This window comes from Paraburkholderia sp. GAS41, assembly GCF_050436545.1.
GTDB lineage: Bacteria > Pseudomonadota > Gammaproteobacteria > Burkholderiales > Burkholderiaceae > Paraburkholderia.
In genome coordinates this window covers 1-13649 of the sequence record NZ_JBNDMK010000045.1, presented here as the reverse complement: position 1 = coordinate 13649, position 13649 = coordinate 1, and the positions used below count along the sequence as shown (strand labels likewise).

14 protein-coding genes are annotated in these 13649 nt (G+C 59.7%); 7 read left to right on the top strand and 7 right to left on the bottom strand.

Annotation, left to right across the window (positions count from 1 at the left end):
- Positions 1-205 precede the first annotated feature (205 nt).
- The 5 genes from P3T43_RS34095 to P3T43_RS34075 all read right to left on the bottom strand — a co-directional run bounded on the left by P3T43_RS34095 (position 206) and on the right by P3T43_RS34075 (position 3099).
- Positions 206-760 carry an HAD domain-containing protein gene (locus P3T43_RS34095; RefSeq protein ID WP_429285398.1) on the bottom strand — a complete coding sequence of 185 codons (555 nt, stop codon included), beginning with the start codon at positions 758-760 and terminating at the stop codon, positions 206-208.
- A 28-nt stretch (positions 761-788) separates the two neighbouring features.
- The gene (locus P3T43_RS34090) at positions 789-1277 is read right to left on the bottom strand and encodes a hypothetical protein (RefSeq protein ID WP_429285397.1); all 489 of its coding nucleotides are present in this window, start codon (positions 1275-1277) and stop codon (positions 789-791) included.
- A 63-nt stretch (positions 1278-1340) separates the two neighbouring features.
- Entirely contained in the window at positions 1341-1601 is a 261-nt protein-coding gene (locus tag P3T43_RS34085) for a hypothetical protein (RefSeq protein WP_429285396.1), read from the bottom strand.
- Between the two features lie 165 nt (positions 1602-1766).
- Positions 1767-2555: a metallophosphoesterase gene (locus tag P3T43_RS34080; protein WP_429285395.1), complete on the bottom strand. Its 789-nt coding sequence runs from the start codon at positions 2553-2555 to the stop codon at positions 1767-1769.
- 91 nt (positions 2556-2646) lie between these two features.
- Entirely contained in the window at positions 2647-3099 is a 453-nt protein-coding gene (locus P3T43_RS34075) for a hypothetical protein (protein WP_429285394.1), read from the bottom strand.
- Between the two features lie 312 nt (positions 3100-3411).
- Here P3T43_RS34075 and P3T43_RS34070 point away from each other — a divergent pair, with 312 nt between their 5' ends.
- The 5 genes from P3T43_RS34070 (at position 3412) to P3T43_RS34050 (ending at position 9359) form a co-directional block, all read left to right on the top strand.
- Positions 3412-3789, top strand: a complete 378-nt coding sequence (locus tag P3T43_RS34070; RefSeq protein WP_429285393.1) for a helix-turn-helix domain-containing protein — start codon at positions 3412-3414, stop codon at positions 3787-3789.
- A gap of 336 nt (positions 3790-4125) precedes the next feature.
- Positions 4126-5127: a DNA-binding protein gene (locus P3T43_RS34065; RefSeq protein ID WP_429285392.1), complete on the top strand. Its 1002-nt coding sequence runs from the start codon at positions 4126-4128 to the stop codon at positions 5125-5127.
- The gene (locus tag P3T43_RS34060; RefSeq protein ID WP_429285391.1) at positions 5124-6722 is read left to right on the top strand and encodes a tyrosine-type recombinase/integrase; all 1599 of its coding nucleotides are present in this window, start codon (positions 5124-5126) and stop codon (positions 6720-6722) included. Before P3T43_RS34065 ends, P3T43_RS34060 begins: the two co-directional genes overlap by 4 nt.
- 718 nt (positions 6723-7440) lie before the next feature.
- Complete coding sequence (locus P3T43_RS34055; RefSeq protein WP_429285390.1) at positions 7441-8244, top strand: DUF4145 domain-containing protein; 804 nt, start codon at positions 7441-7443, stop codon at positions 8242-8244.
- Positions 8245-8552: 308 nt separating this feature from the next.
- Positions 8553-9359, top strand: coding sequence for a hypothetical protein (locus P3T43_RS34050; protein ID WP_429285389.1), 807 nt, complete (start codon positions 8553-8555; stop codon positions 9357-9359).
- A 306-nt stretch (positions 9360-9665) separates the two neighbouring features.
- On the opposite strand, the gene P3T43_RS34045 is transcribed toward P3T43_RS34050, so the two are convergent.
- Positions 9666-10100 carry a YbjN domain-containing protein gene (locus P3T43_RS34045; protein ID WP_429285388.1) on the bottom strand — a complete coding sequence of 145 codons (435 nt, stop codon included), beginning with the start codon at positions 10098-10100 and terminating at the stop codon, positions 9666-9668.
- Positions 10101-10386: 286 nt separating this feature from the next.
- Complete coding sequence (locus tag P3T43_RS34040; RefSeq protein WP_429285387.1) at positions 10387-11025, bottom strand: hypothetical protein; 639 nt, start codon at positions 11023-11025, stop codon at positions 10387-10389.
- A gap of 297 nt (positions 11026-11322) precedes the next feature.
- Between P3T43_RS34040 and P3T43_RS34035 the strand changes: the two genes are divergently transcribed.
- Both P3T43_RS34035 and P3T43_RS34030 read left to right on the top strand, forming a co-directional pair.
- On the top strand, positions 11323-12090 hold the full coding sequence (locus tag P3T43_RS34035) for a hypothetical protein (protein ID WP_429285386.1): 768 nt from the start codon (positions 11323-11325) through the stop codon (positions 12088-12090).
- A gap of 292 nt (positions 12091-12382) precedes the next feature.
- A complete protein-coding gene (locus P3T43_RS34030; RefSeq protein ID WP_429285385.1) occupies positions 12383-13540 on the top strand; it encodes an AlbA family DNA-binding domain-containing protein in 1158 nt (385 codons plus the stop codon).
- Positions 13541-13649: the final 109 nt, after the last annotated feature.

The following is a 13649-nucleotide window of genomic DNA, read 5'->3' as shown; positions in this document are numbered from 1 at the left end:
CCCTGCTCATGGAATGCTCGCGCTCATTTTTCGGAGTGTTTCATCCATCTGCTCCCGGACGAACCGTATTACCTTCGTCCGATGCGTGTCTGCTCGCCGGCAATCATCACATTCCTGTACAGGGCGCTGACTTGTCCGCTCCGCGACACTCTAACCTGCAATTCCGTAGTCGGGCGAGGGACCGCCCCGCCCGCATGACTCTCCATCATTGAGCCTGCGTATCATTCATCAGTAGCACCTTGGTTATCAGCTCATCAAGCACCCGGGGCGCACTGATCCCAAGTACGTCGTCGGTGCGGACCAGTTGCTCCCGACACCACGTCGGCCAGTGAAGGTAGTCGTCATCCAGTGCGAGCCAGGCGGCTGGTTTCCTGCGCAGCACGTCTGCCCATACCTGCATGCCTCTCGGCGCCTGCTGGAAAGACTCCTCGTCCATATCCTGGTGATACGTCGCCCCGACCACCCGCGCCCTGAGTTCTGGTGGAAGCTTGCGTGTGACGCGATGGACGCTTCTGTACCAGCGCACCCATGACGTTGACAACACAATGTGGATGTCGGGATACGGCCGCAAAACATCTGCAAGCAGCGGCGCGTGCTCGAAAAGAACGTGGCCCGATGGGCTGGCAATATACGGGCCCTTGCCCGCTCGCCGGCGCACGTCTTCCGGATGCAGTACACCATCGAAGTCAAGATACAGCACCCGGCCACCCGTGGTAACGGGAGGCGGAATCGCAGGTAGCAGTTGCATGTCAGCGAACATGCTTCACTGCAAACGCGCTGGCGCTCAGTCATACGTCCGTCGCGTTACCCTCGCGGAGCAATTCGGGCGGATTGCGGCCTCCCAACGAGTCTCGCCGCAACAAGCAAAAATCCCATTTCGTACAGGCCGTCAAAGGCCCGGGCCATTCCGGAATATCCTCGGGTACGCTCAACCCCACTGCGCTGCATATGAAAAATACCGGCGAATACGATTGCCGGCCGACCTTTCCCTTGAAAAGCCGATTCGCGTGCGTCGCCGCTACGGCACCCTGAGCGGTGACCGCCAGGGCGGCCTGCCTGCGGCCTGCCGAAACCAGTTGACCACAATATACCGGTGCGCGACGCGCCGCCAGTTCCTGCTGTTCAAACACCTTGATTCCCTCAAGCATGGATGCTTCATGGGGCTTGTCGCGTTGCCCGGCCGCCAGATGACGTGTCCCTCTCCTGTCCTGTTTCATGATCTTGCCTATCCTGATTTTCGCGGCCACGCCCGGCGCGACCCCGTCAACATCGTCCAAGCCCGGACCTGACCTGGCATGCCCAAAGGGGTTCCTGTCCCCGCATATGGCCTGAAACGGGAGTCATCCGATGATCTGGATCACCTGCAGGATTTCGTCACGCCGGTTGTTCGCCAGCAGTTCAACGGGGGCAACGCCACCGAACAGGACATGTGGCGTTGTCAGCCATACGCCGGCCTGCCCGGCCGTACCAAAGCCCTCCATCAACACCACCGCCAGTTCAGGGTCGGTGGACTGAATGGACTCGACCAGCTGGAGACCACTCTGCCGGAGGGTTTCGATCGATCGCCTGACCGTATCGGCTAGTGTCTGGATTTCGCTCATGTCCTGTCCTCCCGGGTGCTTCGTGTGACGACCGTCATCACGCCCTCCTATGCCAGTACGTCCATTGGCTTCATGGGGCAACCCTGCCCGAACCTTCATGCACTTCGGAAACGTTCCTTCAATGGCGACGAATGGTCTGGATCAGGCGTGCGCCGAGGATGGTCTTCAGACCTCGATCACCAGCGTTGCGTCGAATGAAGGATTTTCCCATTTGAGATCCTGCGGCGCACCCGCCATGTTGCGGTTCCTTGCATAGCCCCGCGGATTGGCAATGACCCGCGCGTTACCAGCCCGGTAGTCAAACGAATCATGGACGTGTCCGTGGATCCATACGTCCGCAAGGCCGAGCATGTGCCGCAGGTCGCTCGCGAAGGCAGCATTGACCCGTTCGTCGCCATATCGCGGGTGGATCGACAGCGGCGCGACGCCATGGTGGGTGACCACGACCGTGCGGCCATCGAACGGCAGGGCCAACTGCCCATGGAGCCAGGCCAGTGACTTTTCGTGTTCCTCAAGCGCGTGCTCCGGGAGGAACCGTCCGCCCCCTTCTGACCGGATCGTCACGTGGTCACGCATGCACAGGCCGGCCATCTTCATACTGCGGGCGCGGTCCTGATACAGCTCATAATCGGTCCACAGGCAACAGCCGAGAAACCGGACCTCACCGATGATCGCCACGTCCCGTTCAAGGTACCGCACCGCCGTACCCGATGCGCGCGTACGGATGGCGTCGGCAACCACGCTGTACTGATACCCGTAGGCTTCATGATTGCCATGCACATAGATCACCGGGACGGGCCAGTTGGCAAACGCGTCCACCGCGTCCGCGTGTGAGGCAATGTCGCCGGCAAGAACGAGCACGTCCGCAGACGGTGACGGCTGCACCGGGTTGTAGCCCGGGAAGCTGCGGTGGAGCATCTCAAGGTGAAGGTCTGAAGCGATCTGGATGCGCATTCTGGTCCAATGGCGTTGCTGACGGCAGACAGCGGATGCGGGCGGCTTTGCTGGTCGACTGCGCGACGACAACGAAGCCGGAAAAACCTTTTTACTGCTTCGCCGGCAAGGAGCCCGCGCCCACGTCAATGATCAGTTCGCTGACCAGCTCGGGCGGCGCTTTCGGAAAACGGCGCGCACCGGAACACGGTCGGACCTCACCGCCATTCGTCCCGTACCAGTACGTCGGAACGACACCGTACCGCTCGCGCCAGATACCCGTGACCTGACAAAGATCCACTTTTGCGGCATCCACCGCGCGGTCCAGCACATACACCGCATAAGCGCCTGCCTGCAGTTGGGACGTTGCCTCCAGAAGCGCCTCCGGGCCACCCACCAGCCAGCCGTCAGGCAACTGGTCGCGGTCGCGCATGCTCCCCGATGCCACGATCAGGAAATTCAGCACCTCGTCGGTCCATCCCACGCATCGCCATGCCTGGTACGGTCCGGCGAGCGCGCGCCGGACCGGGTGAGACTCTGCCCAACTCGTATCTGTGACTAACATCCATGTTCCTTGAAGTAATTCCGTTGCCGCACCACCCGCTTTCCAGATATGCAGGTCGCGTCTCCTTGAGAGTCCCCACTATCGGTCACGCCGCACGCCGTCAGCGTGCGACGCACGGCTATGCCGCCGGCCGACCGCTTTAACGCCTTCCATGTGCCGGTTCCGAAGCTTGCGCCAGGCGATATCAAATCAGTCGCACATCCAGGCGGGTAAAGGCATAGCGGGCCGAAGCAGGTCTCAAATTCCTAGTGTACTGGGAAGACAAATTATAGCGTTAAAAGGACAGTGCTCCCAATTCACTGGGAGCGGAATTTGGAAGCGGTCGATGTCTTCGGAGCAGTACTGCGTGAGCGCCGCTTGCAGGCGGGCTTGACGCAGGAGCAGCTTGCGCTTGAGGCCGACATCCGCCGCACCTACGTCAGCATGCTTGAACTGGGTCAGCACCAGCCGACGCTGACCATGCTGTTCACGCTCGCCAAAGCGCTTCACTGTGCACCCAGCGACCTGCTGCTTGAGGTCGAGCGCAAGCTGGCGAGCGCGCGCCGCAAGGAAAAGCGGGCACAGGGCAAACGCGCGGCGCGACCCGTGCCGTCGGCAAAGCGCGGGACGAAGCAGACCGGCACGGCAGCCGCTGCATCGGGCGTGCAGGGCGCCCCGGGCAAAGCCACCGCCAGGCGACGGACCGCCTGATCAGCGCCGCCCGCGCGTCGCGAGGGCGTACCGCCAGCCGCAGGCCGCACCTCATGATCGTCTGCGCGCGGACACCGGGGCAGCCGCCCTTCCCGCTATCCCGCAGGACTTGCGATTTCTTGACGGCCTGGCAGGCTGGGCCGCGGCGTGCACGCCGCTCCAGCCCGCGACCGCGGTTTGCCGTGATAAGGGCACTTATCACGGCCAGCGCCTGCATTCCCGCGACAAAGACGGTTTTCTGGCGTCAGGCCTGTGCGTAATATAGACTGGAATTTCCCGCCTCCGCCCGTTCTGCTTTGCCCGGGTGCGCTGGCGTGCCGCCGCCGGAGTTTCGCCATGGCCCGCCCCGCCGCCATCTCCCCCGACCAGATCCGCACCACCGTGCTCGCGATGCTTGCCGAGGCGGAGATGGACCAAGATCACGCGCCACCCACGCCTGAGCGCTTCCGCAAGGTGGTCTCGGTGCGCAAACTACGCGCACGCCTCGGTGCCGGTGACCCGACGATGCTTTCGCGCGCCCTGAACACGATTGAGGCCGAGGTGGTGCGCACGGGTCTCGCCCAGGTCGCGATTCCAGGGCTCCCTGACGCGATTGCTGAACAGATGCGCGCACTCTGGCAGGCCGCCGTGGCCGTGCAGCTCGACGATGTGGCGCGCCTCCGGGAGGAAGCGACGCAGGCCGCGGAAGCCTCGAACGCCTCGCGGCGGGACGCCGACCTGCGCACCGAGATGCTGAGGGTCGAACTTGCCGAACTGCGGGCGCAGCTGAGCGCACGCGACAACGAACTGGCCAACCTGCGGGCGGACTGCCGCAGCCTCAGCGAGCGGGCGGAGACGCTCAGGGCTTCTGCACGGGACCTGCAGGCGAACCTGGACGCTGTCGTCTCAACCCTTGCCCAGACCAGACAGACGCATGCTGACGAGTTCGCCACGGTTCACGCCCGCTACGAAGGCCTGTCCCGTCAGTTGCTGCAGGAAACGGAACACCAGCGGCACGCGCTGCAGGTGGAGCGTGAGCGGCTGTCCGGCCAGATCACCCAGGCCCAGGAGCGGACGGCTGCACTTGAGGGACTCCGTGAGCGCCTCTTGACCGAACTCGCCAGCGAGCGCGACGCCCACCAGCGCGCCGCCGGCGAGGCGGCCGCCCTGACGACGGTCATTGCTGAACAGCGCGCCCTGCTGCAGGCGGTGCACGCCGCCCAGACCGTCCAGGGAGGCACGCGCCGGCCGGCCAGGGCTGTCCCTGCGCCGGGCCGGCACCGCAGAACTCCGGCCACATCGACGCCGGCAGCGACGCCCGCCCCGGCCGGCGCCACCGCACGGAGGAAGGGACGATGAACCCTTCCGGCTGGATCGATACCGCCGCGTCGCCCCCGCAACCGCTGCCGGAGTCCATCGAGGCGGCGCTCGATTACCTCGCCAGCGCGACCGGCCATCCGGTCTACATCCGCTGGACGCTGTCGCGCCTGAAGCGCGGCTGTCCTTCGCTCGCCGACGCGAAACGCGAGCACCCCACCGTGTTCGCGCTGCTGCTCGAGCACGAGGCCGCCGTCGAATACTGGGACCGCGGGCGCCTGCGGATTGTCGCGGCGGATGGCGCGCCTGCGCCCGAAGCTATCCTGGAACGCATGCTGCACCAGCACCGGCACCGTTTCCACGAGCTCGCGGATGGGACCGCGCGGGTTCCAGTGACTGCCGAAGTGGCGTCGGCCGCGACTGCCACGACGGCCGTCTGGCTGGCGGCGCTCGAACCACCGCACACCGTCGCCCCGCGGGTCGCCAGTGCTGCCAATGCCGCCAGCGCCACTCCCGCCACCGCTGCCGCCGGCGCATGGCTGGCGCGGGCCGGCCGCTTCGTCAATCCGTCCGTGGTCACGAACACCCTCGGCGTCGCCGACGATGCCCAGGCCGTGATCCTCTTCCTGCGCGATCGCGCGAGCCGCTCCCCCCACACGCGGCGCGCCTACCTCGCGGACCTGCGGCGCCTGATCGCCTGGTGCGAGCGCGAGCGGCTCGGGCCGCTGTCGGACCTGACGCGCCACGACCTGCTCGCCTACCGCCACGAGGTCGAGCAAGGCCCAGCCATTGACGAACTGACCTCAGCCGGCACCCGTCATCCTGCGCGTCGCGGTCGTCCGGTTGCTCCGCGCGAGCGGTCCGCGGCGGTGCCGGCCCGCGCCCTCGCGGTGGTCTCGAGCCTGTTCCGCTACTGGCTCAAAACGGGATATCTCATCGCGAATCCGGCCGCCGACCTGTCCGGCGGTGGCGCCGCCCGCGCGACCTGGACACCGAAGCGCATCATGCGGGCAGGCGTCATCGCCCTGTGCGACGCAGTGATCGCCGGCGCTGCGCCCGCCGGCCTGGCACCACCGGTCTGGACGCGCCGCTGCGCGATCTGGTCGCTGTACCGCTATGGGGGTGTGCGGCTCGCGGAACTGGTGTGGTCCGAATCCCTGGGGCTGCCGCGGCTCGATGTGGACGCCGGTGGCAACTGGACCCTGCACGTGCTCGGCAAGGGCAATAAACTGCGGGCCATTCCGCTGCCCGCCGTCTGTCTGCCACCACTGCGCGCCTACCGGCTTGCCCGGGGCCTCACGCCCGAACCCGGCGCCTTCGAACGGCTGCCGCCGATTCACAGCGAGAAGCGTGACGCGCTCGGCGCAAGCGGCCTCTATGATGAGGTCAAGGCGGTGTTCCATGCGGCGCAGGACCACGTCACACCCGGTGACGGCGTGACGCTCGCATTACTCCGTGCGGCTTCGACGCACTGGCTCCGGCACGGCTACGCGCACACGCTGGTGGTTGATCACGCGGTGCCGCTGCCGGTTGCGCAGCAGCTGCTCGGGCACGCGTCGGTACAGACGACGGCGGCGTATGCGAAGAGCGATCTCGCGCAGGCGCGCGCGTTTGTGGAGGGAAGTTTTCCGGCATGAGAGCCAGCGATCAATGTTCAACCTCTCACCTGCGGAGAGTCTCGTTCCGCGGATATACCCCTAGTCGATTGCTTAACCACGATGCGATTTGAGCGCGGACTCCTAGACCCTAGGTCGAGTGTTCGAGTCACTCACCACGCCCCATCCAAGCAATTCGAGCACTTTGCCTGGTCCTAGTGACCGGGCTTTTTGCATGCTGGTATCCGTGCAGGCGCTGTGTAGGCATTTTCCGCTCGCGTCGATCCGCATTGGTCACAGACTGCTCGCGCCGGTGTCTGCAATACGGCGGTACCGGCTCCCTCGCCATGCGTCTGATTATTAGTTGGCTTCCCGAAACTCACAGCAGGATTGCGCTCTCGTGTTGACGCGTACGGTCGCCTGCCCTTGAGCCTCCAGCATGGAGGGACTTCGAAAACTGCGACGGGCGCTGGCGAAAAATGGAAACGCCGAGACACTAAAACACGCAATGGTGAATAACGCGTCGGCTGGAATCGAGCCGGCAACCTCTGCCTTAGGAGTTTTACCAGCGCGCCAAATCCCCTTATAAATCACTGCCTTACGCGACTCGCAAACCGCAAAATCAAGGCTAAACAAGGTCATTCAAGGCCAGGCAAGCTCATCCAAACTGTATTTTCACTGTACTGAACTGGTCCTACTTCCGTCTACAATCGATCGAGACCACGCGCAGCGCCTGCGCCACCCACCGAGCGATTGCAGAATGACACAACAAATCGAACCCTCAATATGCGAGACCGCGTTCAATTGCCCGCACTGCGGTGCGTTCACCACTCAAACTTGGTTCCACTCGTTCGTTCAAAGGGTCACCAACGAAGATCGAGTTCCGTCAATACCCGATGCGACCGTCCTTGAAAACGTTCAAGTTGACCCGGACATATCCGACGAAACGAGGATCAACCTCGCGTCGTATTTCGAGAAAGTGCTTTCGCGGCGAGCGTTCCTTGAGCCGCTAAAGACGTCAGCTTACTGCGACCTTCAGCTCGAAAACGTGCATATCAGTAAGTGTTTCAACTGCCACGAGCTGGCGATATGGTTGCATCGAGAGATGCTTCATCCGTCCAATGGGCCGTCAGTTTTGCCTAACGGCGACCTGAACGACGATATTAAGCGGGACTTCAATGAGGCGCGCAGCATTCTAAATTTATCGCCTCGCGGTGCTGCCGCACTCCTACGTCTCGCGGTACAAAAGCTTTGTGTTCAGCTCGGCGAGACGGGGCGGAACATTGATACTGATATTGCTTCACTAGTTAAAAAGGGATTGAATCCCAAGGTTCAGCAGGCGCTCGACATCGTGCGTGTAATCGGCAACGAATGCGTTCACCCTGGTGAACTGGATATGCGAGACGACGCAGAGACAGCCACCCAGTTACTGCTTTTGCTGAACCTGGTTGCAGAACAAATGATTACTCTTCCCCGAGAAATTAATGCACTTTACGGCAAGCTTCCTCAAGGTAAAAGGGACGCGATTACGGCGCGAGACGCCCGAGCGTTGCCGAAGCCATGAACAGCCTGCGACCGTCAGTGGGACCCAGGATTCTCTGCGGATTTGAGCGCGTCAATTCCCTCCCAGGCGCATCAAACTGTACGATTTTTGTACCCCCAAAAGTGGTCCGAGTCCGTTCTGCAAGGCCGATGCCGAGATAAGCCTGGGCGCATCAAAAACCTCCACTTAAGCGAAGCCCGCAGGCGCGGAGGGGACTGCAAAAAAGCAAAGCGAGTTTTGAGCGATGTTGGCCGGACACCCTTCGCACCAACAATAATCCTGCCTATCGGACATGGGAAAGCTGGTTCATGGAAAAAACGAGAACTTTCGTGGGCAACCTGCTCGGCGCCGCGGCAGTTGGCACAGGTCTGTGGGTCGCAATTGCAGACCACGTAGCTGCCGCGACAGCCTGTCTGTCGGCAGGCATCCTGATCTTACTGCTCGCTAATATCAACCACTTCGAGTTCATCAAAGGATTCGGTTTTGAGGCCAAGACGAAAAAGCTAGACGAAAAAATCGAGGAGGCCGACCGGCTTCTCTCAAAGTTGCGGCTGGCGAGCCAGTTGTTTGCGGACATCTCGGTTCAGTTGATGTCCCGAGCGGGGCGATGGACTGGGCCAATTCCCAAACCTGAAACACAGGACCTTGTCACGCGGATTCAAGGGCTGCTGGAGTCCCTCGACGTAAAGAGCGCCGACATCGACAGGAGCCTCGATCCCTTTCACCGGATAACGCTTCGCGATCTTGCGACATCCTGCTTTAACGCATTCTTCGCTGAACTGGACAGGCGTAGTGCGCTCGTCAATGATGCAATGGCGCGCCGGGTGGCGGACGAACGAGCGCGAACGGGTATGCCCATCGTATCCGACGATGAGCAACATCGCGCGCTTCAGGAGGAGTGGGAAGTTATGCGGCAGTTCGTGCAGAAGACGCGACTCGAGTTTGAAAACGCCGATCCCTTTACGTTGGGCACGCTGCTCGAACATTCAGTTGCTAGCGCCCCTAGTTGGAAAGACACGGACCGGCGAGCATTCCTTGCAGCGGTGAAGCCGACGCACGATGAATGGAAGTTCTACGCGAAGCACCGGCGGATCAACGATGTCGGCGCGTGGCTCGCTCGCGAGTACGGACACTAGCCATTGGCGCCATACCAATCCAATAAAACTGACCACCTTGGCCGGCCGCCATTCGATCTGATTGAGCGATCGCACGCAGACCTTAAGACCTATCTTCCACTCCCAACGAGCCGATGCGCAGAAATTAGGTAGCCTACAGCGCCTCAACTTGGGCAGCACCGGCCAGTTTCGGCTTTTTCGAGACCGGCGTGAGTACCGTCGGCAATCGAGACGACACTCTATTGAATCAGGCCTCGATGCGCGCTCTCTTGCGTTGCTGCTCTTGCTAACCAGTCTCACCAGAACGCGCCGCATCTCAAGGATGTGTCATTTGCAAAACTTAAGAATCCCGCTCTTCTGTAAGACCATCGTCACGCCCGCCTGAAAGTTTTCCAGGAACACGCACAAATCGCGGTTGGAAAGCCGTTCAGTAAGGTAAACGAATCCGGTTATTGTCAGGTTATCGAAGGAATCAGATACATAACATGTGCAAAGCCAGTTAATCATGTTGGCCTTGTTGATGGCGGCCAAGAGATCGGTTTTTTGCCCCCAGCTTGGCGGCTTCATCGTCCATAGTGACTGGATCGATATGAGCTGCGCGTTGCTCATCAGCGTGAGCAGCAGCACACTGCCTTCTCGCCGAGTAATGACGGCGTTAGGCTGATCGTTTAATGGCTCGATCTCGTAGCCCTGAGCCTTGAGCGTCGTTGTAATCCAGTCGACCGATACCTCATGCGGTGCCTTGACGTCACCTTCTTTCAAAACCGGTGCTGCACACGATGGGCAAAATCGGCCTGACATCGGCAATTCGGCGTGACAACTTGAGCATTGCATTTCGCGCCCCCGTCCGTACGAAACGTGTAATAAACTTGCTCGTTCCATGCTACGCCAGCGGCGGTAATTATAGCTGGTGAGGCACCTAGCAGAAGATCCCGTAGCTAGTACAAGTTGCAGTAGACAGCGTTTCAAAGACCGGCCATCCGAAAAAGAAAGCGAGCAGCCGGATCGACCAAGAGTGGTCTCTCGCGGTGCTAGCATGCATCGGACGCTACTTGGTGATCTGATGCACGAGCAGTTGCCCCACTACTGTCAGGGCCGAACCTCCGACCATCCACAGAGCTTTCTCTCCGTAGCGGCTCCAAAAGCTTTCTATTTCATGCTTCCTTTTCAAGTGCACCACGGAATTGGCAGTCACGTAGTGAAATGACAACAGGGACAGGTAGAACGGAAATATTACTGCGGCGCACTGAGCGATGTTTTGCGAAAGTCGCCAGTTATTGTGCGCAGCTATGTAAAGAACGATCGCCCCCAAGGCAGTCCATGCAAACGGCCTCATCGCTACTGCCTGAACAGGCAATCGTTCCGCGAACGCTTCCTTCATCTCAATCGACGCCATCAGAAGCTTTTCATCTTTTGAAGTTGAGATGCGCACACCGCCAGTACCCATAGAAATACTGATTGATGTATAGGCAGCGTCGTAAAATTTGAGCCGAAGCCGTTTGATGCGATCTCCATGTTCTTCCCGCAGATGTTCGAGGCTATCGAAATCTTCCTTACCGACGGATATGGTCAACTTCAACCCACGATCCGTACCAATCTTAATGATCCGCTGAAGGTCCGACCAGTAAAGCGGCATCGGTGGAAACCGATCTACCATTGAGCCCAAAAAAGAAAATGCGGACGTCATTGTGAGTTTCCCCCGTCAGTTAGGCGCGTACAGCCCCGGCGCGCAAACCGAGATCTTTTCACAATTTCCCCCAAAAAGCGCAATCTGGCGGCTGCTTATTTGGGCGCGTCGCTCAATCGCATCCGCCGCGCCAGCCTGTATGCGGTATTTACGACTGGCGATGGTTGAACCAATTTTGTCAGATAGACGAAAGACTCCCGCCGTCGGACTGATTTCAAGGCGGCACACTACACACCCGTTATCCACTTTCCTAGCGAGTTCTGGCCCAAACCTCGCGCTTCGTCCTCGATTTGTGAAGTGGAGGGCCATGCGCCGCCGAGTCCAGCCTGCGGCGGACGACTGGATACCCGAAAGCAGGGAGAATCTCATCTACGCGGACGACTCCGGTCGTTTGATCGCATACGCGTTGAAGCGCACCACCTCGTCGCCGATCCACTCGTTAAGCTGTTCAAAGCGCCGTTGCAGGGGCGAGATTTCGTTCGCACCGAATACCTCGGCGGCCGTGTTGACCGCTTCGGCAACGATGCCGTGCCAGGGACCAAGGCTGTGGCGATTCAACCGCTTCACAACCGGAGAAAGACCGACGTTTTAATCGCGGTCCAGCATAGAAAATTTCATCGCTTCACCGCCATCGGCAACGACGAACAGGTAAGCGGTATCTGTTTTTTCAAGTCAGACGGTATCAAAATCGTAAACTACCCGAAGCTGCATCGGGAGAACCTTGCAAAGAAGAATCAGCAAACGAATGAATGGCTGAAGCACATCGTCCGTATCTTCAAAAACGCTAGGCAAGAAATGATCGATCAGTCCATATTGGAACCAGGGCAAGCACCCTCGTATTACCTCGAAGGCCTGCTGTACAACGTTCCCGTAGATCGATTCGGAAACACCTACGCGGACTCAGTGGTCAAGTGCATCAACTGGCTACTACAAGCGGACCGTGCATCTTTTCTGTGCGCCAATAAACAGTACAGATTGCTCGACGACGCGCCGGATGTCTCTTGGAATACGAAAGACTGCGACGCGTTCCTAACTGGATTGGTTCAACTTTGGAAGGGCTGGTAACTCATCACCCGACACGCCCAATCCCTCCGTGCGACCCGGTCGTCTTTTCGCTCAAGATATCCGTTTCACGTCCGTGGCTTCGGCTTGTACCGACACCGGATCCGGCAAACGCCGAAAGGCTCTGGAAAGCTCCCTGCCGGCCAGTTGCGGATGCCCGGTACTACTGCCAAACTCTCCAGTCGGACGCTATGTGGGCCTGAATCCCGCGTTCGATAATGCGACGCCAAAAGTCGAAGGCCGGCCAAATAACTCCCTTCAGCAAAAAGATCGACTCGACAAATTAAGGCGAAACATGGATGACGACGCACTCATTGATCAACTCCTGTACCGAGGCGAGGGCGATGCGCTTGACTTCAAGCTTGAGCAATATCCTTTCGAGGGTGCCGATGATGAAAGTAAGTCCGAGCTACTCAAAGACATCATTGCCTTCGCGAACTCGTGGCGCGAAACCACCGCCTACATTGTTGTTGGTGTGCGGGACACGACGAGAGAGATTGTCGGCCTAAATACAGACCTCGACGACTCGCGGATACAGCAGTTTGTCAATAGCAAGGTTAACAAACCCATCCGATTTGAGTACCGATCGCTCAACTATCGAGGAAACACCCTCGGCCTTTACTCTATTCCTGTACAGGAACGTCCGTTCCATGCCAACAGGAAATATGGAAAAGTCTCTAACGAGGTGGTGTATGTCAGGCGAGGCTCGGCAACGGCCATAGCGAAGCCAGACGAAATTGCGAAGATGGGGGCGGCTGATGCGCTGCCAACGCATGCGCCGAGACTATCGATAAAGATCATCGGAAGCGACGCGGTCCCAGCAGACACCTTGACAGCAAAAGTCACGAATCTCACAGTACCCGATGAAAGCACGATCCCTGAATATCCGGACGATCAGGACCTAACTCTTGCCCGATGGGCGCTCTTGAATCCCAACGCAAATCGCCGTTACCTCAGGGAGGTCGCGCAATATTGTCGCGAACGGGCTGGCATTTCCCGCCTAGCATTACAAGTGGAGAACATCGGCAACGCTTTCGCCGACGATGTCAAACTCACATTGAGCATTCCGAACTCCAATGGATTTCGCTTGCTAACTGCACGCGATCTGATGCCAAGACCGAACACAAACTGGAGCGCCATCGCTACTCGCTCCATCATGCAGAGCACGATCGACCCAGCAGTTCGAATCCACTCGGATCAGTATCTGCTCAAGGCGACCTTCCTGGTAGGCAAAGTGCAAGCGGGAGATTCGAAGGTGACTTCCCATCTGTATCTTCGCCATCCTCCGGCAGATTTGTCCCAAGTAGATATCGTTGTGCATTCGGACCAGCTAGCAGCGCCGATTAGATTGACGCTGTTTACGAGCATCGAAGTCGAGGAGGCACAGTTGTCCTTGTCCGAATTAAAATCATGTGCCGACAGGATTGCCCTCAAAGAAGAAGACGATTTATGATCTTCTACAAAGAAGCCTCTTTTGAATTTTGAGTGGGTGGTTTGGCGGGGCAAGGGCGGGCGTGAGCCCGGCGCAGCGAACCCTTGAGGCGCCCTGAATCGATAAGCTT